Raw genomic sequence first — 25263 nt, 5'->3', positions numbered from 1 at the left:
TCTTGGCTGTGTTGCTACTATACCTGCGTATAGTACGGATTCAATGGTCGCATGCCGCATATTTGGCTCATGGAGGGAATGTGCGTCCATTGCTCGGGCAGGCGATATGGAGGAAAACAGGCTAAGGAACTGGGACCTCCATCAGCAGAGAAGGCAAAGCTGTATGTTGTTCGTTCAGGGTTGGTTGCGGCGAGCTTACCAACCAGCGTCAGTCTTGATCAGAAAGACATTGCTTCTCTGGCACCCGATACCTTCATCACCCTGGAAATTTCGCCGGGCAAACATCAATTAGATGTTGTCACATTCAGTGGCGATCAGATAGAAAACGATTTCAAAGGTGGTGTAAGCTATTTCTATAAGGTCAACCTCGGGATTAACTTCCATAAAAGAAGCGAACACATTACAACGATAAGTCGATCAGAGATACAAGGTCTGATGGCACAGCTGCATATGGCAAAAATTAAACAACAGACTCCGGAGTGAGCAAGTGAAGAACATATTTAAAATTATTTCCCTGGCTTGTCTGTTGATGTGTGCAGCAGGATGCCAGAAAGCCGTCAGAGAACATGAGCTATTCACATACAAGATCCAAGGTGATAGCAATAGTAACTTGTACCCCCTCGAAGTCAGCGAGGTCAACGAAGATGTTGTGATCAAATTAAAAAAAAACGCATCTCGCCCGCAGATATTTTCGCTTGATCAGGCAGGGAGAGCGTCAGAATTTAACTTTGAAGCTGAGGGAAAGACCTTAACTGTTCCGGCGAAATTCAGCCATATCGTTTTACGTCATGCTGGAGACAGTGAAGTCGGAATTATCAGAGAAAAAGCAAGAAATTAATGCCCGGAATTGTGCAAACTGAATTCGTCTTATCAGATGCCTCACGCATACAATAAAAAGTAAAAAAAATGCATAAGGCAACCACAAATTTTAATCTTTTGTTGATTCAACTCACATCCGGCTTTGATATTAAGAATAGACTTGCAAGAGTAGTTTCAATTTTTTTCTATGAACCAGCCAAAGGACATTGCCATGACGTCACGTCGCCAATTCATTTTCAAAACTATTCCGGTCGTTGCTCTTACCATGTCAGCCAGCGGACTGACGCAGGCGCAAGCGCAAAAGATCGCGGAAACTGATGCTGCTGCAGTAGCATTGGGTTATAAAAACGATGCAACGAAAGTCGATGCCAAGAAGTTCCCTGCCTATGCAGCAGGAAAAACCTGCTCCAACTGCATGCTGTTTCAAGGTAAAGCTACTGACAGCTGGGCTGCCTGTGGTGCCATGGGTAACAAGCTGGTCAACGCCAAAGGCTGGTGCGCAGCCTGGGCTAAGAAAGCCTAAGCAAGGCTGAATCTGCAGGTTTCCGGTTATACATCGGAAACCTGCCTGCATCGTATTGATGTCTTTGCTACATACGGTGCTACACATGGTTCCACTGTGTTTATCAACACCTGCCTTACCGAGCCTGCGCTATTCAGGTTTATAAGCCAGCATACCAACCAAGGCTGATTTGCCCGAGTGTTGCGTTCCTTCATTTAACACTTCTTCGTAAAAACACATCTCCCTGATATCCAGCGCAGAAAAAGAATCACGTAGCAATTCTTCTGTGTAAAGATGAGTAATGTCAGGCGGTCCACCAGTTTTATACTCAAGCTGAGCAGGGCTGTATCCCTGAAGAATCAGAACACCGCCGGGTTTCAGCGCGCGTATCATGTTCGAAAACAGACGTGCTCTCATTTCAGGATCAGCAAACTGGACAAAAATCGCAACGACCGCATCGTAATGTGCAGGCGTCCAGTCAAAGTGATCGCAATCAGCAACAACAAAATTAACATCGACATTTCTCTGCTGCGCCAATTTCTTTGCTTTACTCACACCGACCGGCGAAATATCAAACGCCGTTGTGATTAAACCTTGCTCTGCAAGCCAGACGCTGTTGCGCCCCTCTCCGTCTGCAACAACCAGTGCATGCATGCCCGGATGGAGCGCACCTTGGCAACGGATAAGGAAATGATTGGCTTCAGTTCCGAAAATATATTCGTCGCAAGAAAATCGTTTGCTCCAAGTTTCCTCAGGGTTGTTGAATCGGGGGGCTGTCGTTTGTATCGTCATGATGAATTAAAAACGGCAAATTTGTTTTTGTAAACGGATCGCCAGACCACCCACTCCACCGCCATTGACCACATTGGTATACCCCATGTCCGACAGCATGTTTTTTGCAGAAGCAGAACGGGCACCTGACTGACAATACACGATAACGGGCGTCCCCTTGTCTGGTACAACGCTGCAAATCCGGTCACTGACCTCACCCAATGGCAAAGAAACAGCACCAGCGATGTATCCCGACTGATATTCACCAACAGAGCGGACGTCGATCAGCATTGCATTTGTCGGCAATTCCTGCTGAGCACCGGCAAATGCGCCAATTAATTTACCAAATAAATTCATTTTTCAACTTTCCTTTATTTATCCAGACGTTCTATACCGAGTAGTTTCAACACATATTTCTCGTAAATTGGCTCGGATGTACCCGCTTTCATTTTATGCAGAAAATATTTTTCAAAAGCGATTTTAGCGAGATGTACCCATTGCCCTTTTTTAAACCAGGCGACATTCCGGGGTGGTATCTGCGGTAAAGCGACAAAAGCCGCTCCGGTATCCCCCATATCAGCCAGACAAATGGCATTCCAAGAACCCTTGGCATTTGCGGGCGTACCAGCCAGATCAGCCTCAATGTTATGCACAATCGCGGTAATCATGCTTTCTATCATGTATCCCGTTTTCGGTGCACCTGTGGCCACCGGTGTCACTTCTACCGGTGGAATGGCGACACAGACACCGGCGGAAAAAATATTCCGGTATTTTTTACTGCGCTGATTTTCATCGATAATGACAAAGCCGCGCGGATTGCATAAACCTTCAACCGCCGCGACGGGATCAACGCCGCGAAACGCCGGCAACATCATGCTGTATTTAAACGGTAGCTCATGCTCTTTTTTAAGATTACCCATGTCGTCCATCTCGCTGACAAACATTTTTCCATCTTCAACACGGGTGGTCTTGGCATTACAAATCCACTTAATATCATGGTTACGAAACTCGCTTTCCAGCATCGATTTTGAGTCACCGACACCACCAAGCCCCAGATGACCGATGTAAGGTTCGCTGGTGACATAGGTAATCGGAACTTTGTTGCGCAATTTACGTTTTTTCAAATCTCTGTTGAAAATAAAAGCAAACTCATACGCAGGACCAAAACATGACGCTCCCGGCATCGCGCCAATAATTGCGTGTCCTGGATCTTCCAGGAATTTCTGATATTCCTGGTAAGCGTGCTCTGCATGATCGACAGAGCAAATGGATTGAGTATATCCGTTCACCGGTCCGGCACCCGGCACCTCATCAAATGCGAGCTTAGGTCCCGTAGTGATGACTAAAAAATCGTACGCAACAACAGTACCGTCACTGACGGTCAGCGTATTATTCTCAGGCTCAATACGCACAACAGCTTGCGCAATAAATTCAATACCTTTCTTTTCGAGATAGGGACGAATCGGGAATGTAATTGCATCACGCTGACGCCAGCCAACAGCAACCCAAGGATTTGAAGGTACAAACTGAAAATAATCAACCGCATTAATTACAGTAATGCGATGTGAAGCATCCAGTTTTTCGCGCAATTCATACGCTGCCGGCATACCGCCAGTACCCGCACCCAATATAACGATATGTGCCATGGTGTCCCCTCCAGAGTGTCGATTATTAATGTGCGCTGATTACTTCTGCGGTAATATGCTGCGCACCCATGCAACTATTTGCGAAGCGGGCATCACTCCGCTCTGCCGTCCGATTTCCTGCCCCTGATACATCAGAAGCAAAGTCGGAATACTGCGAATGCCATAGCGCTGGCTGGCCATCGGTGCCGCATCGCTGTCGACTTTAATAAAACGGATGTCTGGCGCGCTTCTTGCCGCTTCAGCGAATTGCGGCGCCATCGCCCGGCAAGGACCACACCAGTCGACCCAGAAATCAATCAAGACCGGCAATTCTGTCTTTTCGATGAATTTAGGTAAGGCCTGTTCACTGATTGCGACCGGCGCTCTCGCCATTAACTCGGTACCGCACTTGCCGCAGACCGGATGCTCCTGTAAACGTTCATCTGCAACCCGGTTAGTGGCACTGCATACAGGACAAACTAGATGCATACAATTTCTCCTCGTCAGATAAATGTGATGTCCGACAAACACGAAAAATGACTGCCGGATTCGTTTGACATCACTGCACTCAGGGCAATCAGTTACCGCCTTTGACACCTAGTTTGCGCAGAATACTCTCCATCAGACACCATTTAGTCAGGCCGCTCTGAAATAAGTTAATACCGACAAAAGCTGTAAAAGCCAGCCACCACTGATTGACGAAAACGGGGCTACCGGGAATGCCCAGTGCCAGACTTAAGAGGATGAAAAAACCTGCGATAACGCGTACTGCTTGCCAGCTGTTCATAATAAGCTCCTTAGTGAGATTGAGTTTGCGATGAATATTGATGCTGATACACCGTGAAATACAGCAATGGAATGATCACGAGGGTCAACAATGTTGAAACAAAAATACCGAAAATCAGCGAGATGGCGAGTCCGTTAAAAATAGGATCATCGAGAATAAAAAACGCGCCCATCATAGCGGCCAGACCCGTCAGTGCAATCGGTTGAGCACGGGTGATGGCAGAACTGACCACTGCGTCTTTAAACGCCATTCCCGCTGCAACCTGTACATGAATAAAATCAACCAGAAGGATGGAGTTACGCACAATAATGCCGGCCAGCGCGATCATGCCTATCATGCTGGTGGCGGTATATTGAGCACCAAGCAAGGCGTGCCCTGGCATGACGCCAATGATAGTGAGCGGGATCGGTGCCATGATAATCAACGGCGTCAGATAGGAGCCGAACTGTGCGACCACCAGCAAGTAAATCAGCACCAGTCCAACAGCATAGGCTGCGCCCATATCGCGGAAAGTCTCATAAGTCACCTGCCATTCGCCATCCCACTTCAGACTGAAGCCGCGATAGGTGTCGGCCGGAGTACTGATAAAGTACTCGTCGATTGCACCACCAACCGGGGTCTGCACTTTGGCAATATCCGAACGCATAGCGAACATGCCATAGAGCGGACTGTCGATAGCACCAGCCATGTCACCGGTCACATAATTCACGGCAGCGCCGTCTTTGTGATAAACCGGCTGCTCTCTTACCGTATCGCTGATCGTTACCAGTTCACGTACCGGAACAATATTGCCCTGTGCATTCTTCACACCGAGAGACAATAGCTGATCAATATTACCCTGATCACTGACAGGCAAATGCAGATTAACGGATGCCGGATATTTACTTTCATCGTGAATATACGTCGCGGCATCACCGGCAAGGCCAGCACGCAGCGTGGTGACGATCGCCATTTGCGAAACACCGAGCTTGGAGGCTTTGCGTTTATCAATCAAAATGAATTTTCGCGGTGCATCAACGATACTCGTATCATCAACATCGACCACGCCTGTTGTTTTTTCAAACACAGCACGAACAGATTTCGCCACCTGTCGGCGTCCCTCATCGGTCGGGCCATAAATTTCGGCTACGATCGGTGCCAGCACTGGGGGACCGGGTGGTACTTCGATGATTTTCACATTCGCGGAATAGCGTCTGCCGATCTCCTGTAAAGCCGGTCTGACTCGGGTTGCAATGACATGGCTTTTTTCGGTGCGATGATGTTTGTCAGCCAGATTAACCTGTATATCACCAAGCTCATCGGCGGCACGTAAATAATACTGACGTACCAATCCATTGAAATTAATCGGTGCAGCCGTACCGGCATAGGCCTGATAATCTGTGACTTCCGGCACGGTTTGTAAATATGCCCCCAGCTCGTGTAATACTGCTGCCGTTTTTTCCACTGGCGTACCGGCAGGCATATCGACGACAACCTGAAATTCGGATTTATTATCAAAAGGCAGCATTTTCAATTGCACTAAGCCCAGTACCGGCAACAGCACAGAAAGAGCAATCAGAATCGCAACCCCTGCACCCAATTTACGCCGGTTACCCGCACCAGTTTTTTCTTCCAGAAAAGGCCTGAAGGCTTTACTGAATACCGGTGCCAGTTTTGCCGCAATACCATCTCCGCCGTGATAACCCTCTTTCATCCACAATCTAGCCAGCCAGGGTGTGACAATAAAGGCGATCGCTAAGGACAACAGCATCCCCATACTGGCATTGATCGGTATCGGACTCATGTACGGTCCCATCAGACCAGTCACAAAGGCCATCGGCAACAATGCTGCAATCACCGTCAGCGTAGCAAGAATGGTCGGTCCACCCACTTCATCGACTGCAGCAGGAATAATTTCCGGCAGCGTCTTAGCTGGGAATAAGGCCTGATGGCGATGAATATTTTCCACTACCACAATCGCGTCATCGACCAGTATCCCGATAGAGAAAATCAGGGCGAACAAGGACACACGGTTCAGAGTAAAACCCCATGCCCAGGAAGCGAACAGTGTTACTGTCAAGGTCAGAATCACTGCAGTACCGACGATTGCTGCTTCGCGACGTCCAAGGGCCAGGAATACCAGAGCAACAACGGATGCGGTAGCAAACAGTAATTTCTGAATTAATTTTTTTGCCTTGTCGTCTGCTGTTTGACCATAATTGCGCGTCGTCGTCATTTCTACGTCGCCGGGAATGACGGTATTACGCAAAGTCTCTGCTCGCGCAATTACGGCAGTCGCCACATCGACCGCGTTCTGCCCCGGCTTTTTTGTGACCGCGATGGTGACTGCCGGATATTCAGCTGCATCCTTACCGGCCACGCCATGCCAAACAAATTTGCTTGCCGGTAAAGCACCGTCTTCCACTTTAGCGACATCCTGTAAAAACACAGGCTTGCCAGACCTCACCCCGACTACCAGTTCACCTACGCTCTGGGCATCACGCAGAAATGCTCCGGCATCAACCTGAATCGTATGATTGCCTGCGACAAGATCGCCACTGGGCATACCTGAATTAGCTGATTGCAGACTGTTGCGTAAATCAGCGATCGTCAATCCATTTGCCGAGAGTCTTGCAGGATCCAGTTCAACATTGATAGCCCTTCCCGGCCCACCAATCGTCATTACTTCACGCGTTCCTTTAACGCGCTTTAACTCCGCTTCAACACTATGCGCAACACGTTCGATATCAAACGCGCCGCTTTGTTGATTTTTACTCCAGAGTGTCAGTGAAACGATAGGAACATCATCAATACCTTTGGGTTTAATTAAGGGTTCAGACGTACCCAGATTAGCTGGCAACCAGTCGCGGTTACTATGCACCGTGTTATACAGACGCACCAAGGCGTCTGTGCGCGGCACCCCCACTTCGAACTGCACTGTCATAATAGCGATACCGGGACGCGACACCGATGTCACATGTTCGACATTTTCTATCTGGCTTAACACCTGCTCAGCAGGAATAGCCACCATCTGTTCAACATCTTTTACCGAAGCCCCGGGAAAAGGAATCAGCACATTTGCCATCGTCACATTAATTTGTGGTTCTTCCTCTCTGGGCGTTACCAGTACCGCAAACAGGCCGAGTAAAAATGCCACTAACGCCAGCAGCGGTGTGATTTGGGCAGTCTGAAAAAAAGCCGCGATACGCCCGGATATTCCCAATATCTTATTCATACGAAACTCCTTAGCGGGAGACTGCGGTACGTGTCGCGACCAGCGGGTCCGCAGCGACTTGTTCGCCTGCCGACACACCGCTGAGTACCTCCTGCTCGTTACCACTGACAGGTCCTAACTTCACTTGTCGCAATATGGGCTTTCCCTGTGAATTGACGACATAAACAGCATTCAGCTCAGCGCGGCGAAACACTGACTTCAGCGGAACATATAAGCGGTTGACTTCACCGCTCACGGACTTGCTTCTCAGGCTGACACGGGCAAACATTCCCGGCGCCAAACCAGAAATTTTCTGCGGTAATTCCAGCCGGATTTGCGCCGTATGCGTCGCCGCGTCCACCATCGGTAAGACTGTCAATTTGCTTGCGGGTATCAACCGCTGAGAAGCTGGCATCCCGGGAATTTCCACCATGATTTTTTGTTCAGCGGCGATCTCTGCAACACGTTCCTGCGGCACCGTTGCAGTCACCCGCATCGCAACCGGATCGTAAACCGTCATCAGCGTACGACCAGGCATCGCCATATCCCCCAGCATGACCGGAACTTCAGAGACGACACCCGCATAAGGCGCTGCAAGGACGTAAAATCCAGACTGCGTCTTTACAGCTCCCGCCTGCGCTATTTGCGCACTTGCCTGTGCACTGGCGGTCTGGAATTGCGATTCGGCACGATCTAACTGCGCCTGACTAATATAATTCTTAGCAAAAAGTTGCTTTTGGCGTTCGTAGTCTTTCTGAGCAACAATTAAACTGGCACGTGCTGCATCAACCTGAGCTTGACTCGCTTTTGCTTCCTGGTTCGCTGCCCGTGCGTCCATACGGACAAGCAACTGCCCCGCTTTTACGGTGTCGCCGGCCTTCACCGGTAAGTCAACAATCGCACCGGAGATTTGCGCAGCAATTCCCGTTTGCCTGACAGCCTCAACCACTCCGTCTGCGACAAAACTTGCACCATCATTCGTTGCCCGCACAGGTACGGTCACCAGATTTCCCGCGAACACCCCGACTGGTGCGACACCGCCCGCCAGAGCAATACAAAGGGAAGCAGACATCCATGATTTTCCCGTCATGATTCAATTTCCTCATCGAAGATATTAGTATTTGCATTAAGCTTTGATTAATCATATACTTATTTGCGCAGTTGCGCAAATAAAGATTTAAAACTGCAGTTTTCACTTAGAATTGATATAGCAATGAGCGATAACGAAAAAATATGTTCACAGCTGAATGGATTGCCGGATCAGGCATTGATGCAAATTGCTCAGTACTTCGCAGTGCTCGCCGAACCAACCAGGTTAAGGATACTGAACGCTTTAAGAGTACGTGAGCAAAGTGTTGGAGAACTGGCAGTGCTATGCTCTTGCTCTCAGGCAAACGTATCCCGCCATCTTTCAAACTTAGCAAATCATGGAATTATTGCAAGAGAAAGCCGTAAAACTTCCGTGTATTACAAGATCGCAGATCCTTCCATCTACGAGCTATGTGATTTAGTATGCAATTGCCTTACCCGCCAACTGACGGAACAGGTCGCCGCATTGTCAGACCGGTTAAATTGACCTGTGCGCTTTACGCAGGATCAATACACAGCGACAAATTATTTTTTGTGAGTTCGCGATAGTTAAAATAATTCTATAGCATTTCTAATATTTTCAAAAAACAAATAAGGAGTAAATCATGCTGAAAGTCAATGTAGGATCCGCAGACCGTGTAATCAGAATTCTGGTTGGCTTGCTTTTATTAGCAGCGCATTTCACCGGATATATCGGTGCATGGGGATGGCTGGGTGTTGTTCCATTGTTCACAGGTATTTTCCGCATTTGCCCTGCGTATTTACCATTCGGTATCAATACCTGCAAAACAAAGTAATCACGGTAATTAGCAATATCAGGCCATTGCAGAGCATCAATCATCCATCACCAGGTCTTGCGGCAGAACTTGGTGATGTTCATGATCATCTTGCGATGGCCTGTATAAAAAATACCCTTAGTTATTCTGGATTGAAAGAGTATATGAAAACAGCACATGATCTCGTTACCGCTGCAAAATCCCGCATACAGGAAATTTCAGTTACCGAGGCTGAACAGGCAATACAGCAAGCCAATATTCTGATTGACCTCCGTGAGCCGGATGAATATGCAGCTGGTCATTTACAAGGCGCTGTCAATATCCCGCGTGGACTGCTGGAATTCAAAATGAGCGGCAGTCCTGAACTATCCGCACGTAATCTGGATATCGTTGTCTATTGCAAAACCAGTGGCCGCGCGGCACTGGCAGCCAATACTTTGCATGAGATGGGTTACTTAAAAGTGAAATCGATCGCAGGTGGCTTCGACGCTTGGGTACAGAACGGCAACAACATCGTATCGCCTGCGCTTCCAGCGTTTGAGTAAACATTTGCAGTTAAAGAATAATATGAACGAAGCGATCATTCATTCCTTTTTTGATGAAGCGACAAATACAGTCACGCACATCGTCACCGACCCATCAACAAAAAAAGCAGCAGTCATCGACAGCGTACTGGACTTCGACGCGAAATCAGGAAGAACCTCCACCAGCAGTGCGGATAAGTTAATTCAGTATGTGGAGACAGCAGGATTGACCGTAGACTGGTTACTGGAAACTCATGCGCATGCCGATCATTTGTCAGCTGCACCTTATCTCAAAAAGAAACTCGGAGGAAAAATCGGCATCGGCGCTCATATTTGCGATGTCCAGAAAGTATTCAAAAAAATATTCAACGCTGATGACATCAGTACCCGGGGAGAAGAATTTGATCATCTGTTTAATGATGGCGATGAATTCCTGATCGGTGAATTAAAGGTGCGGGTTATACATACACCCGGTCACACTCCAGCTTGCGTCACCTATCTGACCGGTAAAGATGCCTTTGTTGGCGACACGTTGTTTATGCCAGATTACGGTACCGCGCGTTGCGATTTTCCGGGGGGAGATGCCGCAACACTTTATCAGTCTATACAACGGCTTTTTCAACTGCCTGCAGACACCCGCCTGCATCTTTGTCATGACTATCCGCCAGACAGCCGCTCACCAATGTGGATAACCACGGTAGAAGCGGAGCGTAAACATAATGTCCACGTTCACGATGGTGTCTCACAGCCCGCGTTTATCAGTATGCGTGAAGCTCGCGATAAAACACTGTCTATGCCTAATCTGATTTTGCCATCCGTACAAATAAACATACGAGCAGGACAATTACCGCCAGCAGAAAGTAACGGCATCAGTTATATGAAATTACCAATCAATGCATTGTGAAGAACAACAGCAACTATGGACCTAAGTTTCGTCACAGTTATTTTGGGTAGTATCGTCGGCCTTGTACTCGCGCTGACAGGCGCTGGTGGTGGCATGCTTTCCATACCGTTACTTGTGTATGGCTTACATTTATCAGTACAACAAGCAGCACCGGTAGGTCTGATGGCCGTCGGTTTTGCCGCTGCGCTAGGTAGCATCAGTGGCTTGCGTAAAGGTATAGTGCGTTACCGTGCCGCGATATTAATGGGCATTGCCGGGATGCTGGCTGCTCCGATCGGCGTTTTCTCAGCACAGCACATCCCCAATCAACCACTGTTGCTTCTCTTCGCGTGTATTTTATTACTGATCTCTTTCCGATCATTTCGCAGTAAAAAAATTTCACGCAATGAAGAAGACGTCGCCTGCAGCTTGAATGCAGAAAATCATCGTCTTCACTGGACAATGCGTTGCGCGCGAGCGATCGCGGGTACGGGCTTTGTTTCTGGATATTTAAGTGGTTTAGTCGGGGTCGGTGGCGGCTTTATCATCATACCTTCACTGGTAAGGCATTCTCATCTCGATATACGCAGCATCCAGGCAACCTCTTTGGCTGTGATCACGCTCGTTTCTATCAGTGGCGTATCTTCAGCTGCACTTCATGGCAGTCTTTTGTGGTCAGTCGCACTGCCATTCACGATAGGCAGCACACTTGGCTTATTGGGTGGAATGCAAATCAGCAGACGATTAAATCAGGCAACAATACAACTCTTATTCGCATGGCTGGTGCTGTTAGTCGCAGTAAGTATGCTATTCAAAGGCAGTGGACTAATGTCCTGAACAGCTTCCGGAAGGAATTTGTGGCAGCTGAATTGCTACCGAACATAAGCCAAGATAAATATACCGGCGACGAATTAAAGGATTTTTTTACGGTGCTGGAAGGTGGCCTGCCCAGCAGGAATCGAACCTGCGACCCCGAGCTTAGAAGTCTCAGAAAAACGGCATTTATCAGCGTTGATTAAAAATGATAAAAATATTTTTTCTATTTAATTTCAATGACTTGCTTATTTATTTTAATTTAATTGTATTGCTTTGTGTTGATTGATATACTCCGAATCGGGTTACATGGCGGTTACACGGAGCATTAGCAATGTCAAAAGTAAAGTTCACGCAAGGCCGAATAGAAGGTTTTGTCTGCGCGCGTGGTAAAGCACAATCATTCCTATGGGATACGGTTGCACATGGCTTGGGATTGCGCGCCACATCAACGGGTGCTAAGTCCTATATCTTCCAGTCCAAGCTCGATAACAAGACTATCCGCGTCACAATTGGCGATACTTCTACCTACTCCATATCAGAAGCGCAAGCAATCGCCACAAATTACAAGGCTGAAATAAACAAGGGCATTGACCCGCGACTAGCCAAGGCCGAGCAGTTAGCCAAGAACGAATCTACGAGAGCCAAAGCAAAGCGCCAAGATATAACCTTGCGCGAGGTATGGCCTATCTACCTTGAAAAGCATAAGGCCAAGTGGAGCGAAGGCCATTACCACAATCATATAAAACTAGCGTTAGCTGGCGGCGAGAACAAAAAGCGAGGGACAGGAAAAACCGTTGCCGCCCCTCTTGCTTCCCTTATGCCATTAACCCTATCGAAATTGACCAGCACAAAAATTGCCGATTGGCTGGCGCTGGAATCATTGACAAGACCAACAGGAGCAGCGCAGAGCTTTAGGATATTGCGGGCATTTATAGGTTGGGCGAATGAAACAGATGAATTTTCTGGCATCGTTTCAGGCGATATCTTTCAAGCCAAAAAAGTAAAGGCAGTCATTCCCGAGAACAAGACAAAAGAGGGAGACAATTTGCAGCGCGAACAGTTGGCGACATGGTTTGAGGCTGTCAAAACCATAGGCAATCCGGTTATCAGTGCTTATTTACAAGCGTTGCTTATTACTGGTGCGCGTCGTCGTGAGTTAAGCGCCTTGCGGTGGGGTGACGTAGATTTTCAATGGAATAGCATGACCATCCGCGACAAGGTAGAGGGAGAGCGAACGATTCCGCTCACGCCCTACGTATCGCATCTACTCTCCACATTGCCGCGCCGTAGCGAATGGGTTTTCTCAAGTCCTACAGCATCAGACGGAAAGCTGACAGAGCCGCGCATTGCTCACACCAAGGCGCTGATTAAGGCTGGGCTACCACATGTATCTATTCATGGTTTGCGTCGCTCCTTTGGCACGCTATGCGAGTGGGTGGAGTGCCCTGCCGGAATATCAGCACAAATCATGGGACACAAACCCAGTGCGCTAGCCGAAAAACATTACCGCCGCCGCCCATTGGACTTATTAAGAAAATGGCACTGCATTATCGAATCATGGATATTGGAACAGGCACAGATTGAATTTATACCAGCGCCAGCGGGATTGCGGGCGGTAAAGTAATCACCTTGAAAATCTCATTTTGTAACGTATAATCCACAAATCAATGTATCAATTATTAGACTACCTCGCACAAGACGGGCGCGACCCGTTTAAAGAATGGCTTGCCAAACTCACTGACCGCCAAGCCAGGGCACGCGTCGCGGTCAGATTGCAGCGCATGGCGGCGGGTAATTTTGGTGATTGCAAGCCCGTTGGCGAAGGTGTATGGGAATTACGTATCGACCACGGCGCGGGCTATCGCGTGTATTACACCCGCATTGGAAATGAAATCGTTTTGCTCTTAATCGGTGGCGACAAGCGCAAACAGCAAGCCGACATTGAGACGGCAGCCGCATATCTGAAGGATTGGAACAGGAGGAACACACAATGAACAAGACCACCCGCCCCCACGACGATGCCATCGTTGAACTACTGCGCGAAGACCCCGACTTTGCCAATGAATACATTGCGACCGCATTGGAAGAAGCCGACCAAGAAGGTGGACGCGAAGCCTTGCTAGCTGCCCTACGCCACGTCGCAGAAGCACAAGGCATGTCTGCTGTGGCAGAGCGCGCAGGCATCCCACGCGAAAGCCTTTACCGCGCTCTATCACCAAGCGGCAACCCAACGATTAAAACCCTGCTTGCGGTATTGGATGCAGCGGGTTTGAAATTGGGAGTACATCGGGCAGTGACGGTGTAACTTGATAAAGCAGAGGTGACACCATGAACATAATGACGCACAAAGGCTACTCAGGAAAATTCATTGTGCGCGTAGAGCCAGAGATTCACTCACGCCCGCGCTGCCATTGCGGCACAAGCTGAAGGAAAAAGCCTTAACGCTTGGATAGGTGATGCTATTACGAAGATGCAATTAGCTCACTCATAGATAACAAGTTTAATTCCCAGCCTAGCTTTAGCGGGCGAAAAGTCGGACACCTTCACTGACCTGACTGGGAACCTTATTGCTGAAGGCTGACACCTGAAGGGGTGCACATGGAATCAATAAAAATTAGTCTGGCAGATGCCGCACAAAAACGAGGATGCAGCGCAGATTATTTGCTGGCGTTGGCAGAGGCTGAGCAATTGGACGTGTTTGCGAGGTTGCAACCTTTTACAGCAAAAATGGGAACGTACCCACACAAAACAGATATTTACGATAATCAAACACGCTCCACGGCCACGCATGAATACACGACACTACTCCCAGCGCAGATACAAGCATTAAGGGCAGGCAGGCAAATAGAAATAAAGGTGATGCGCCCTGAGGACTTTGAGAACGGCTATAGCATTCTAAGCCTAAGCGAGGAGCCACTTTTGTACTGGCTTGATAATCCACAGCAAATAGGGATTGAAAGCATTTTCTTGAATTGGCGGGATGAGCCAAAACAGACGGATAACATCAGTAAAGAAACACCGCCCCAAACAGTACCCGCACCAATTACAGAAGAAAGTTCATATTATTGGTTCGACGAGGTAATGGATGCAACGTATTGGTGGAATTTACCTTCTGTGACAGTTGAGCAAGCTACAATGTTGCTAATGTGCATTAATCCAAACGAAACAACAAAAGAAGACGCTGAACTAATCTCTACTGACGAAACCAAACCGCAAGACTTTAAAAAAATTCTTACCGCATTTAAAGCGTTGAGGAGCGAAAATACTCAACTTAGAAAATTATCTGACTGGTCTCAAGAAGCCAAAAAATTAAAACTTAAAACACACTCATGGTTTGAGAAATGGGAGTCATTTCATAAAAACGCGATGCAAGCCATCAACATTTCAAGCTCTACGACTAGCATCCAAAATGGAATATCCACAAGCGAAGTGATAACCGCCTTTGAATCAATAACAAATCATTGCAACCTGAAAAAGGTACTCGCGGATAAACCTAAGTGGATTGCGGTTGCTTGCCTAGACCGAGGTTTAAAAGGAGTGCGCCAAGGAACTTGGAACCCTGTCATATTAGCTATTGCATTACGTGATAAACAGTATTCACAAAAAACAAAACTGACAAAAGCATTTTATGAGCACAAATTTTTATCAGATTGGCGCGATGAATGGGAAGAAAAATCCGACTATTAATACCTTAAAAATTGAATTTAATACCGTGGTCTAATACCGCATTAATACCGTACTACTCCCCGCAAACCCGCATGAATACTAGATTTAGATACCGCGGTATCAGATAAAAATAGTACGGTAATTTCCAATGAATACTCTTAAACACGCAGCGATGCGAAAGGGTAATTCAAAATGGAACCACTTAATATTCAACAGCCACAGCAAGACGTTAAGGCCGCCAATATTTCAAAGCGAGCCGCCAACTTTCCACCGCTCGACCAAGAAACACGCAGCCACTTAGATACTGCCTGCACTGCCTACCATCTGAACAGAAAAGAGCAAACGTTAAGAGCGTGGGCATGTTTAGAAAATGGTCTGATTCGCCCTATTCGCATAAATGGCCGCCTTGCGTGGCCTGTCGCAGAGATTCGCCGCCTACTTAACGGGGGCGCACAATGAGAAAAGGCCAACTCCCTTTAATAGCAGAATTGACCCTTGGATGCACTGCAAATTATACACCGAAAACAGGCCGTAAATTTTCAGGCACAGATAACCCTCGGGAGTTACGGGCTATAAACGCCTTGATGACAAGACCAAGGAGGCGCGAGGAGCTAGATAGGATTGTAGGAGCCTCGAATAGTCCCGATTTAGTGTTTCGCCTTCGTGAGCAAGGGTTAGCCATACCATGCGAGAGAGTTCCGGCAATCGACCGCGACGGGACTCAAGTGAAGCCAGGTGTTTATAGCCTGACTAACGAAGACCGCAGAGCGATAAATGCATGGCTACGCAAACAAGAAGCAAAGGGGCAAGTATGAGATACCTTTTTATTTGCCTCTTGCGTGTATTTGCAACACTACCGCCGGATTTCGCTATGTTGATTACGCTAGTGTTCATGTCTGTATTGCTGGCGCTGACTAATTGGTGCGGGCTATGACACACGCGCATTTTCTCAGGATCAAAAAGCTAACGGGCAAGAACATCATCCAAGCGGCGGCAAAGCATAACTGTCGGGAATTGGCGGGGGAAATTGGTGTAACTGCTGAAAGTCACATTGACCCGAAGCGCATCAGGCACAACATTATTTTAAGGGGTGCAAATACGGCTGTGGGCATTGCTGGCGCTGCTCAAAGGCTCATGGATGAGGCAAAGGTCAAGCCGTTACGCAAAGATGCTGTCAGGGCGCTAGAGATCATTTTTAGCCTGCAAGCAAAATCTACGATTGCGTACCGCCCCTACTTTGAAGATGCAACACGATGGGCGGAAAACTATTTTAATGTTCCTGCAATCTCGTCAATCATTCATCTCGATGAAGCAGCGCCACACTGCCATGTCATTTTGCTGCCTTTGATTAACGGTCGCATGGTTGGCTCGGACTTAATGGGCGGTCGGTCAAAGATAGTGGCACATCAATCAGACTTCCATGACAAGGTGGGCAAGTGTTACGGTTTGGCGCGGATGACGATAAGTAAGCCGCCCAGCGCGTCAATCAGAAGGGAGGCGCTGGAACTTGCCTTTAATGCCTTGGAAGCAAACAGCGGACTGAATAGCGCCATTATTCGGGTATTGATCGAACCGCATCAAGCCAACCCAGCGCCATTACTCGCAGCCTTAAATCTGGCTATGCCGAAGCCAGAAGCTAAAGGCACGTTCGCGGGAATAATGACAAAAAAAGTAAAGAGAGAAAAGCCTATAGGGTTTGCCAAACATCACATTAAGAAGCCTATAGGGTTTGATATTGACCCATCAGAAAAACACCAAACCCTATGCTCTGTAGGGTTCCAACTTTCTGACACTGTTCTTTTACCTGAATCTGAGCCTATCCAAAGTGCAGATTTATCTATTCATCGTGAAGATGCAAAGCCATTCACTATTGAAAACGAGCCAGCACAGGAAATTTATCAAAGGGAATCTGACAGCGATCAATCAGCGGAATCATGGGATGAGATACGGGGCGAGTTCATCAAGCGACCCGTCAAGACATCCATGAAACCAGCTATCAGGAAAGCGGTTGATAACTCTTTACGCTCTATCGGCAAGACAAGAAACACACCACGACCAACTTACCATTCAAGGAATTGACCCCATGACGAAGAATACAAAAAAAGTCCTTGCTGGCGCTGGCAACATTCACCCATTAAAAGCAAAGCCGGAGAATCCAAGTTTGGATGCTGTCACCGTTAAAGAGCTGGCGCGACCGCTGATACAGGCTCGCCACAGTATCAGGAAAGCGGTTAATTCGTTGAATGCAAGCCGTGATGAGGCATATCAGCATGGAAGGAGAGCGAGGCAGCTAAAAGCCTATAGCAGCCCATTCTATGCTGGCAGAATCGCAGAGTTAGAGCAGGCAGACAGCGCCATTCACAAAGGGACGGAAAGCCTCAGGGGGAAATTAAAGGCATGGGGCTATTTGCTCACAGACATAGCCCATGTACTGGATAGCTGCACTACGCTGGCGCAGAGGTGCGACCTGTTGAACGTGAACATTGCCGACCGTGGCGACCTGACAGAATCTGACGGACTGATTCAGATCATCTTTGCGCATGGCTTGGAAGATTCGGCGGAGCACCGAGGAAAAGACTTTAAAGAGGGGGCGATGTTTGAAGCATTGCACCTGGTGTTCATGGACTTCATGACCAACACCGACGAAGGGCAAGCATTAGGTGATTCGCTATTTGAGGAAGGCGGGCTATTTGAGTCCATAGCGACCTACACAAAAGACAATGACGGCAATCTGAAGCCCTTACCGCCAAAGCTAAGTCTGGTGAAGCCTACCTACCATTAGCACCAGCGCCAGCCATGTACTAACCCTGTGCCAGCCCTGTGCTGGCTTTTTCATTGGTTCGTACTGGCAAGGTGCGCAAACGAAGGTACGCAGAAGGTACGCAGCCTTAAACGGATAAACCCGAACCAGAAGCAGCCAGCCACATAGAGAAAACCAGCACAGACGGAAAAATATAATTCCGCCATGCTGTCAAATAAGTGCGCAATGAGGTACGCAGCCTGTCACATTGTCCTCAGGTGCGGACTCGCTGCGGACTAGTGCGCATTGAGGTACGCAGCCTGTCACCTATTCAGACTTTTCCGAGGTCATAAAAAAGGACGCGCACGCATCTGCAAAATAACCCCATGAAAGCGAATGTCAACCAGCCCATTTAATGGCAGATTTGAATAATCGGAGCAATACGGGCGCGAGGCGCTTTGATATCCTGCAATGCAGGACGACCGGAGGCTGTATGCGCCCTTCGTTTCAAAACGAACCCCATGAAAGAGCCTGAATATCAAAAATATTGCTCACTACCGATCACCTGAAAACGTCCGGTGCTGAACACACCTAGTAAAAAGCGATGGCGAAATATTCCGGAATTTTGCAAATCAGGTTACATAGCGGTTACATGAACTAAAAAAACAAAAGCCCAGACAGCAAATCTGGGCTAAGTCTTTGATTTTATTGGCCTGCCCAGCAGGAATCGAACCTGCGACCCCGAGCTTAGAAGGCTCGTGCTCTATCCAACTGAGCTATGGACAGCCTTGCTGAAGTCTTCATCAGAAGACATAAAAACTGAAGGCTGAATACTACATGGTATCAGCCAGAGTTTCAAGAATGACTGCACAACTAAAATCAAAATTCATTCAGATTTTATCAATGCAAGCAACCAGTCGGTGTGCGCATGCCGAGGCTAATTCATTATCATCAGCCTCGACCATGACCCGTATCACAGGCTCGGTGCCGGATGCCCGGATCAACACGCGTCCGCGCCCTGCCAGCTCAGCTTCAACTTTTGATTTTTCCTGAACCAGTGCCACGTTCTTTTGCCACTCAAATCCGGGATGCACACGGACGTTCAACAAGACTTGCGGAAATAACTTCAGTTTATCAAAACACTGATCCAGATTTTTCCCTGTGCGGCGCAATGCAGATAAAACCTGTAATGCCGAGACGATACCATCACCAGTTGAGTGCTTATCTAGGCACAAAAGATGTCCAGATCCTTCACCACCAAGTATCCAGCCGCGTTCACGCATTTGTTCAAGTACGTAGCGATCACCGACCTTTGCTCTGGCAAACCCGACACCCAGCTCCTTGAAAGCAATCTCTACAGCCATATTCGTCATCAATGTACCTACCGCTCCGGCGACAGGTCCAAGTGCAAGCCGGTCCTGAACCATTAAATATAATAACTGGTCACCATCGTAAATTACGCCGTGTCTATCGACCATCACCAGACGATCCGCATCTCCATCCAGCGCAATACCCAGGTCGGCATGATTCGCCCTGACTGCAACAGCTAACGCTTCGGGAGCAGTCGCTCCGACCTTATCGTTGATATTCAGACCATTGGGCGCATTACCTATTGCAATAACCTCCGCACCCAACTCATGGAACACATGCGGCGCAATGTCGTACGCTGCTCCATGCGCGCAATCCACCACTATCTTTAATCCACGCAAATCAAGTTCCGGAGGAAACGTGCTTTTACAAAACTCGATATAACGCCCATTTGCGTCGCGTAAGCGTCTTGCCTTACCAAGATACTCAGAACTAACACATTGCATCGGCCTTTCAAGCTCAGCTTCAATCGCCAATTCAACTTCATCTGGTAATTTATTTCCCTCTGCAGAGAAAAATTTAATGCCATTATCATCAAAAGGATTGTGCGAAGCTGAGATAACAACCCCGGCCGACAAGCGCAAAGCTCTCGTCAGATAAGCGATGGCTGGCGTCGGCATAGGACCGCATAGCATGACATCCACACCTGCTGCGGAGAAACCAGCTTCAAGAGAGGCTTCCAGCATATAGCCGGAAATGCGCGTATCTTTACCAATCAGCACGGTAGGTCGCAACTCGGAATCACTTTGCGCAAGCACCTTACCTGCGGCATAACCAAGACGCATGACAAAATCAGGTGTAATTGGCGCGACACCGACTTTGCCGCGAATTCCGTCTGTGCCAAAAAATTTTCTAGTCATTTTATTCATTTTAATTTTAATATTTACACAACTTTATCTGGACAAAGCATAATTGTAAAGTCGGCATCGACTAGCACGTCAGAATCATGAAAATTTTCAAAATTCTGGATAAGTTTCATTCTTTGCAAATTTAATCAGCCAGTGCCTGCCATACTTTGAAAGCGTCGACGGTTTCCTGAACATCGTGAACCCGGACAATTTTGGCGCCACGATCTGCCGCAGCGATTGCAGCAGCGAGACTACCCGCCAGACGACGCTCCACAGGTTTTCCGGTAATTTCTCCGATCACGGTTTTACGTGATATGCCGACCAGCATGGGGAAGCCCAGGCGATTCTGCATGTCGTCGATATTCCGGAACAAGGTTCTGTTATGTTCCAGCGTTTTACCAAACCCAAAACCAGGATCAATACAAATATTTTCTGGCTGTATTCCGGCACTCAACAAAGCATCAATTCGATATTGCAAAAAATCTTCAACGTCAGTGACAACATTTCGATAATCGGGATCCCTTTGCATATTCGCCGGCAGATTCTGCATATGCATCACGCATAACCCCGCATCCGTACCTGCAACAGCGTTGATGGCCTCAGGTGAATTAAAACCTTGAATGTCATTAATCATATCAGCACCGGCAAGCAAAGCTTCTCGCATAACTTCGGGCTTGTAAGTATCAATAGATAAAGGTTTGCCACAGTCGCGCAATGCAAAAATCGCAGGCATCACTCGGCTTAACTCCTCATCCAAAGACAAGGGAAGTGAACCTGGCCGGGTTGACTCCCCTCCAATGTCAATAATATCGACGCCATCATTGATCATCTGCTCCGCCCGTGAGAGCGCACTGTCGAGCGATAAGTAACGCCCACCATCGGAAAAAGAGTCCGGTGTAATGTTTAATATCCCCATCACCAGCGGTTTGACCAGATTGCCTTGAAAAGAAAACCGATAACGGCCACATTGAAAAAAATTAGTCATAAAAATAAAGGCGAGGATTTCTCCTCACCTTTTTATCCGATACCATTAAAAATTTAAACTATCAGGCAGGTGCTGCCGCATTTGGGGAGACCCCACCGGAATTATTATCTGAAGACGAACGGCCTGCAGATTGACCAACCTTAGGCGGACGAGGCTCAAGACCATTCATGATGTCGTTGACCTGATCAGCATCAATCGTTTCCCAGTCCAGCAATGCCTTAGTCATCATTTCGACTTTTTCTCTGTTTTCTTCTAACAACTTACGCGCAAGTGCGTACTGCGTATCAAGAATAGAACGGATTTCAGCATCTACTTTTTGCTGCGTTACCTCAGAAATCGTTTTCGACGATCCACCGAAATAACCCTCTTGCTGGCTATCTTCATAAACCATAACACCCATACTGTCTGACATACCAAAACGGGTAACCATCGAACGTGCGAGTTTAGTAGCGCGTGCAAAATCATTAGAGGCGCCAGTAGACATCTGACCAACGAAAATCTCTTCAGCAATACGACCACCAAATAAGATGGAAATCTCTTCCAACATCTTATCTTTATAGCCACTGATCTGATCATGTTCGGGTAATTGCCAGGTTAACCCCAGCGCAAATCCGCGCGGCATGATCGTCACTTTATGAACAGGGTCAGCTTTAGGCATGAGCTTCGCTACAACCGCATGTCCGGACTCGTGATAAGCAGTATTCCTACGTTCATCTTCACGCATCACCATAGACTTACGCTCTGGCCCCATGAAAATTTTATCTTTTGCATCCTCAAAATCGATCATTTCGACCAGACGCTTATTACGACGAGCAGCAAACAAAGCAGCTTCATTGACCAGATTTGCGAGATCTGCACCAGACATACCTGGTGTACCGCGTGCAAGAATATCTGCCTTCACATCACTACCGATAGGTACCTTGCGCATATGAACATTCAGGATTTGTTCACGACCACGAATATCCGGTAGACCAACGGAAACCTGACGATCAAAACGACCTGGGCGGAGTAACGCCTTATCGAGAACGTCAGCGCGGTTGGTCGCAGCAATAACGATGACACCGGAATTAGCCTCAAAACCATCCATCTCAACCAGCATCTGGTTCAGTGTCTGTTCACGCTCGTCATTACCACCTCCCATACCTGCACCGCGATGGCGTCCAACAGCGTCAATCTCATCAATAAAGATGATGCAAGGCGCGTGTTTTTTAGCATTCTCAAACATGTCGCGAACGCGGGAAGCGCCGACACCCACAAACATTTCGACGAAATCAGAGCCGGAAATCGTGAAAAATGGCACTTTCGCTTCGCCTGCAATCGCGCGGGCCAGCAAAGTTTTACCCGTACCTGGAGGTCCGACCATCAGGATCCCGCGCGGAATACGTCCACCCAACTTCTGGAATTTTGTAGGATCGCGCAGGAAATCAACAACTTCAGTAACTTCCTCTTTTGCTTCATCGCAACCAGCGACATCGCTGAAAGTGACGTTGTTATTTGTGTCGTCCAGCATACGGGCTTTAGATTTGCCGAAGGAAAACGCACCACCTTTACCACCGCCCTGCATCTGACGCATGAAGAAAATCCATACGCCGATCAGCAACAACATAGGGAACCAGGAGATAAATACTTGCGAGAGAAAAGATGGTTCTTCTGGTGGCTTATTGTCAAATTTAATACCATTATTAACCAGATCACCAACCAGACCGCGATCAAAAATCGTCAATTGCGATTTAATTTTCTTACCGTCGTTCGTAATCGCTGTCACTGTGCGGTTGGCATCATCAATCGTAGCCTCTTTAATATGCTTCGCTTTGACCTCTTCCAAAAACTCGGAATAAGGCACAGAAGCCATGCCAGCACCGATACTTTTCCCCTCAAACTGCTTGAAAAGCGTGAAAAGCACCAAGGCGACTACGACCCATATAGCTGCTTTTGAAAACATATTATTCACGAGAACTCCTTGGACGCAATAAACGCCATTTGACACTGTAATCAGTCATTCTACCCCCAATAGGTAGACCTTGCTAGCCAGCATATGCTGACGATATTAAGGATTATCAAGAGGAAAATACTCATTCAGGATGCTTCAGACCTTTTCCCAACAAAAAAATCTCCGATGATTTATCTTTGCTCGCCTTAGGCTTTTTGTTCATGACAACCTTAAACTCATCCTTGAACATATTCACTATATTATTGTAACTGGGTCCATGAAAGCACTTGACCAGCAAAGAACCGCCGGGTTTAAGATGTGCCTTGGAAAAAGCAATCGCCAATTCGATAATGTACTCAACTCTGGCAGCATCGACCGTAGAGTTACCAGACAAATTTGGTGCCATGTCAGATAAAACAAGATCCACTTTTCTGCCGACCAGTTTACTCTCTAACTTATCCAGCACCTCGTCCTCGCGGAAGTCGCCTTGTATGAACTGGACATCAGCGATAGGCTCCATTGGTAGTAGATCGAGTGCAAAGATCTCGCCATTGATTCCCCCTCCCTCTCTTCCGGCAAGTTTATTTCTGACATATTGCGACCAACTTCCCGGTGTCGCCCCCAAATCAACGACAACCTGCCCAGAACGAATCAGTTTTTCAGCTTCGTCAATTTCTTTCAGCTTATAAACGGCACGCGCACGATAGCCCTCTTTTTGTGCAAGTTTCACATAAGGATCATTAATATGATCGTGAACCCAATTTTGATTGAATTTATTCTTTGCCATTCGCGTAAAATACTGCTTTTAAAAGAAACTGTGTTTAACCTGGCTGTGCCAGGCGATGTATTTATCGTGCACCAAAAATAAAATGCACAAGGAAAATTTATGTTAAAACTTACACCCGCCGAAAGAAGCGAACTCCGATCCGAAGCTCACGGACTAAAACCTATTGTCCTCATCGGCGACGCCGGACTGTCGTCTGCAGTTCTGAAAGAAATTGATGCAGGACTGAATGCACACGGCTTAATCAAAGTACGCGTTTTCGGAGATGACCGAGAAGCCCGTAGCGCAATGTACGACACGATTTGCGCAGAATTGAATGCTGCTCCTATCCAACATATTGGGAAGTTGCTGGTTATTTACCGCCCGAAATTAGAAGGCATCAAAGAGACCAAGCTGGTTAAGAAAGGTAAAGGTCTGCGTGAAGTCACTATTGTCAAACCAAGCCCCAGCGGCACAAAAAAACCAACTGTTTCCAAAGTAATGGTCAAAGGTAATGAACGTGTCACCCAGGGCGGCAATGTCAAGCGCGCCAAACCCCGTCAGACCAGCGTAAAAAAATCTGCATTAGCTAAATAATAATCCGGGGGTAGTGACTACCCCGAGCGCTGCATCCGGTCGCACATGCGACCGGACAAAGGTTGTCAGATATAACTGACCTCTAAAATTTCATACTCACGCACCCCGGCCGGTGCCTGCACTCCAACGACATCTCCCGAATACTTACCAATCAAGGCGCGAGCTATCGGTGATGTGATTGATACTTTGCTTAATTTAATATCGGCTTCATCTTCCCCGACGATCTGATAACTAACTTTTTGTTCAGTTTCCAGGTCTTCCAGATGCACGGTCGCACCGAATACGACGCGCCCCTCGGCATCCAAAGTCGATGGATCAATAATTTGCGCCGATCCCAGCTTACCTTCTAATTCAGCAATCCGGCCCTCAATAAAAGCCTGACGTTCTTTGGCAGCATCGTATTCGGCATTTTCAGACAAGTCGCCTTGCGCGCGCGCTTCCGCAATTGCATTGATCACGTTTGGGCGCTCTTTTGTTTTCAGGTTGTGCAATTCTTGCTTCAACAACTCTGCACCGAATTTGGTAATAGGTACTGTACTCATATCGTTCACACTTTTAAAAGTAAAAATACAGAGGTCACA

General features: G+C 47.6%; 29 protein-coding genes, 1 tRNA gene and 1 pseudogene. 18 read left to right on the top strand and 13 right to left on the bottom strand.

Annotation, left to right across the window (positions count from 1 at the left end; translation table 11 throughout):
• The first annotated feature begins 51 nt into the window (after positions 1-51).
• The 3 genes from ACOTSW_RS06750 to ACOTSW_RS06740 all read left to right on the top strand — a co-directional run bounded on the left by ACOTSW_RS06750 (position 52) and on the right by ACOTSW_RS06740 (position 1342).
• On the top strand, positions 52-483 hold the full coding sequence (locus ACOTSW_RS06750; protein ID WP_423681774.1) for a hypothetical protein: 432 nt from the start codon (positions 52-54) through the stop codon (positions 481-483).
• Between the two features lie 4 nt (positions 484-487).
• Positions 488-838: a TrbG/VirB9 family P-type conjugative transfer protein gene (locus ACOTSW_RS06745; protein WP_423681772.1), complete on the top strand. Its 351-nt coding sequence runs from the start codon at positions 488-490 to the stop codon at positions 836-838.
• A 192-nt stretch (positions 839-1030) separates the two neighbouring features.
• The gene (locus ACOTSW_RS06740) at positions 1031-1342 is read left to right on the top strand and encodes a high-potential iron-sulfur protein (protein WP_423681771.1); all 312 of its coding nucleotides are present in this window, start codon (positions 1031-1033) and stop codon (positions 1340-1342) included.
• 129 nt (positions 1343-1471) lie between these two features.
• Here the strand turns inward: ACOTSW_RS06740 and ACOTSW_RS06735 are convergent, their stop codons facing one another.
• The 7 genes from ACOTSW_RS06735 to ACOTSW_RS06705 form a co-directional block, all read right to left on the bottom strand.
• Positions 1472-2113 carry a class I SAM-dependent methyltransferase gene (locus ACOTSW_RS06735; RefSeq protein WP_423681770.1) on the bottom strand — a complete coding sequence of 214 codons (642 nt, stop codon included), beginning with the start codon at positions 2111-2113 and terminating at the stop codon, positions 1472-1474.
• Between the two features lie 6 nt (positions 2114-2119).
• Complete coding sequence (locus ACOTSW_RS06730; protein WP_423681769.1) at positions 2120-2449, bottom strand: rhodanese-like domain-containing protein; 330 nt, start codon at positions 2447-2449, stop codon at positions 2120-2122.
• Between the two features lie 14 nt (positions 2450-2463).
• Positions 2464-3738, bottom strand: a complete 1275-nt coding sequence (locus ACOTSW_RS06725) for an NAD(P)/FAD-dependent oxidoreductase (protein WP_423681768.1) — start codon at positions 3736-3738, stop codon at positions 2464-2466.
• Between the two features lie 39 nt (positions 3739-3777).
• Entirely contained in the window at positions 3778-4206 is a 429-nt protein-coding gene (gene trxC / locus ACOTSW_RS06720) for a thioredoxin TrxC (RefSeq protein ID WP_423681766.1), read from the bottom strand.
• Positions 4207-4294: 88 nt separating this feature from the next.
• The gene (locus tag ACOTSW_RS06715; RefSeq protein WP_423681764.1) at positions 4295-4504 is read right to left on the bottom strand and encodes a YgaP family membrane protein; all 210 of its coding nucleotides are present in this window, start codon (positions 4502-4504) and stop codon (positions 4295-4297) included.
• 10 nt (positions 4505-4514) lie between these two features.
• A complete protein-coding gene (locus ACOTSW_RS06710) occupies positions 4515-7718 on the bottom strand; it encodes an efflux RND transporter permease subunit (protein WP_423681763.1) in 3204 nt (1067 codons plus the stop codon).
• A 10-nt stretch (positions 7719-7728) separates the two neighbouring features.
• Entirely contained in the window at positions 7729-8787 is a 1059-nt protein-coding gene (locus ACOTSW_RS06705) for an efflux RND transporter periplasmic adaptor subunit (protein WP_423681761.1), read from the bottom strand.
• 123 nt (positions 8788-8910) lie between these two features.
• Here ACOTSW_RS06705 and ACOTSW_RS06700 point away from each other — a divergent pair, with 123 nt between their 5' ends.
• The 14 genes and pseudogenes from ACOTSW_RS06700 to ACOTSW_RS06635 all read left to right on the top strand — a co-directional run bounded on the left by ACOTSW_RS06700 (position 8911) and on the right by ACOTSW_RS06635 (position 18233).
• A complete protein-coding gene (locus ACOTSW_RS06700) occupies positions 8911-9273 on the top strand; it encodes an ArsR/SmtB family transcription factor (protein ID WP_423681760.1) in 363 nt (120 codons plus the stop codon).
• A gap of 118 nt (positions 9274-9391) precedes the next feature.
• Positions 9392-9583, top strand: coding sequence for a YgaP family membrane protein (locus ACOTSW_RS06695; RefSeq protein WP_423681758.1), 192 nt, complete (start codon positions 9392-9394; stop codon positions 9581-9583).
• A 143-nt stretch (positions 9584-9726) separates the two neighbouring features.
• Positions 9727-10107, top strand: coding sequence for a rhodanese-like domain-containing protein (locus ACOTSW_RS06690; RefSeq protein ID WP_423681757.1), 381 nt, complete (start codon positions 9727-9729; stop codon positions 10105-10107).
• A gap of 22 nt (positions 10108-10129) precedes the next feature.
• Positions 10130-10990 (top strand): MBL fold metallo-hydrolase, encoded by an 861-nt coding sequence (locus ACOTSW_RS06685; protein WP_423681756.1) that lies wholly within the window; start codon positions 10130-10132, stop codon positions 10988-10990.
• A 15-nt stretch (positions 10991-11005) separates the two neighbouring features.
• Positions 11006-11806, top strand: coding sequence for a sulfite exporter TauE/SafE family protein (locus ACOTSW_RS06680; RefSeq protein ID WP_423681755.1), 801 nt, complete (start codon positions 11006-11008; stop codon positions 11804-11806).
• A 20-nt stretch (positions 11807-11826) separates the two neighbouring features.
• Positions 11827-11988, top strand: coding sequence for a hypothetical protein (locus tag ACOTSW_RS06675; RefSeq protein WP_423681753.1), 162 nt, complete (start codon positions 11827-11829; stop codon positions 11986-11988).
• A gap of 128 nt (positions 11989-12116) precedes the next feature.
• Complete coding sequence (locus ACOTSW_RS06670) at positions 12117-13409, top strand: tyrosine-type recombinase/integrase (protein WP_423681752.1); 1293 nt, start codon at positions 12117-12119, stop codon at positions 13407-13409.
• A 43-nt stretch (positions 13410-13452) separates the two neighbouring features.
• Positions 13453-13779, top strand: coding sequence for a type II toxin-antitoxin system RelE/ParE family toxin (locus tag ACOTSW_RS06665; RefSeq protein WP_423681751.1), 327 nt, complete (start codon positions 13453-13455; stop codon positions 13777-13779).
• Positions 13776-14090, top strand: coding sequence for an addiction module antidote protein (locus tag ACOTSW_RS06660; protein ID WP_423681750.1), 315 nt, complete (start codon positions 13776-13778; stop codon positions 14088-14090). Before ACOTSW_RS06665 ends, ACOTSW_RS06660 begins: the two co-directional genes overlap by 4 nt.
• Before the next feature lie 23 nt (positions 14091-14113).
• Positions 14114-14212, top strand: a complete 99-nt coding sequence (locus ACOTSW_RS06655; protein WP_423681748.1) for a toxin-antitoxin system HicB family antitoxin — start codon at positions 14114-14116, stop codon at positions 14210-14212.
• Positions 14193-14276: pseudogene (locus ACOTSW_RS06650) on the top strand (hypothetical protein); the annotation flags it as partial. The gene ACOTSW_RS06655 and the pseudogene ACOTSW_RS06650, both read left to right, overlap by 20 nt.
• A 107-nt stretch (positions 14277-14383) precedes the next feature.
• Complete coding sequence (locus ACOTSW_RS06645) at positions 14384-15472, top strand: hypothetical protein (RefSeq protein ID WP_423681747.1); 1089 nt, start codon at positions 14384-14386, stop codon at positions 15470-15472.
• A 909-nt stretch (positions 15473-16381) separates the two neighbouring features.
• Positions 16382-17530, top strand: a complete 1149-nt coding sequence (locus ACOTSW_RS06640) for a plasmid recombination protein (protein ID WP_423681746.1) — start codon at positions 16382-16384, stop codon at positions 17528-17530.
• 4 nt (positions 17531-17534) lie between these two features.
• Positions 17535-18233, top strand: coding sequence for a hypothetical protein (locus ACOTSW_RS06635; protein ID WP_423681744.1), 699 nt, complete (start codon positions 17535-17537; stop codon positions 18231-18233).
• A gap of 667 nt (positions 18234-18900) precedes the next feature.
• On the opposite strand, the gene ACOTSW_RS06630 is transcribed toward ACOTSW_RS06635, so the two are convergent.
• The 5 genes from ACOTSW_RS06630 to ACOTSW_RS06610 all read right to left on the bottom strand — a co-directional run bounded on the left by ACOTSW_RS06630 (position 18901) and on the right by ACOTSW_RS06610 (position 24109).
• A tRNA-Arg gene (locus tag ACOTSW_RS06630) sits at positions 18901-18977 on the bottom strand.
• 104 nt (positions 18978-19081) lie between these two features.
• On the bottom strand, positions 19082-20419 hold the full coding sequence (glmM, locus tag ACOTSW_RS06625) for a phosphoglucosamine mutase (RefSeq protein WP_423681743.1): 1338 nt from the start codon (positions 20417-20419) through the stop codon (positions 19082-19084).
• A 130-nt stretch (positions 20420-20549) separates the two neighbouring features.
• A complete protein-coding gene (folP, locus tag ACOTSW_RS06620; protein WP_423681742.1) occupies positions 20550-21392 on the bottom strand; it encodes a dihydropteroate synthase in 843 nt (280 codons plus the stop codon).
• 61 nt (positions 21393-21453) lie between these two features.
• The gene (gene ftsH / locus ACOTSW_RS06615; RefSeq protein ID WP_423681741.1) at positions 21454-23343 is read right to left on the bottom strand and encodes an ATP-dependent zinc metalloprotease FtsH; all 1890 of its coding nucleotides are present in this window, start codon (positions 23341-23343) and stop codon (positions 21454-21456) included.
• A 121-nt stretch (positions 23344-23464) separates the two neighbouring features.
• Positions 23465-24109 carry an RlmE family RNA methyltransferase gene (locus ACOTSW_RS06610; protein WP_423681739.1) on the bottom strand — a complete coding sequence of 215 codons (645 nt, stop codon included), beginning with the start codon at positions 24107-24109 and terminating at the stop codon, positions 23465-23467.
• A 99-nt stretch (positions 24110-24208) separates the two neighbouring features.
• On the opposite strand from ACOTSW_RS06610, the gene ACOTSW_RS06605 reads away from it, so the two are divergent.
• On the top strand, positions 24209-24682 hold the full coding sequence (locus ACOTSW_RS06605; protein WP_423681738.1) for a YhbY family RNA-binding protein: 474 nt from the start codon (positions 24209-24211) through the stop codon (positions 24680-24682).
• Positions 24683-24747: 65 nt separating this feature from the next.
• Here the strand turns inward: ACOTSW_RS06605 and greA are convergent, their stop codons facing one another.
• On the bottom strand, positions 24748-25224 hold the full coding sequence (gene greA / locus ACOTSW_RS06600) for a transcription elongation factor GreA (protein WP_423681737.1): 477 nt from the start codon (positions 25222-25224) through the stop codon (positions 24748-24750).
• Between the last annotated feature and the right edge of the window lie 39 nt (positions 25225-25263).

This window comes from Undibacterium sp. WLHG33 (assembly GCF_049544815.1).
Lineage (GTDB): Bacteria > Pseudomonadota > Gammaproteobacteria > Burkholderiales > Burkholderiaceae_D > Undibacterium.
This window is presented reverse-complemented; position numbering and strand designations above follow the sequence as displayed.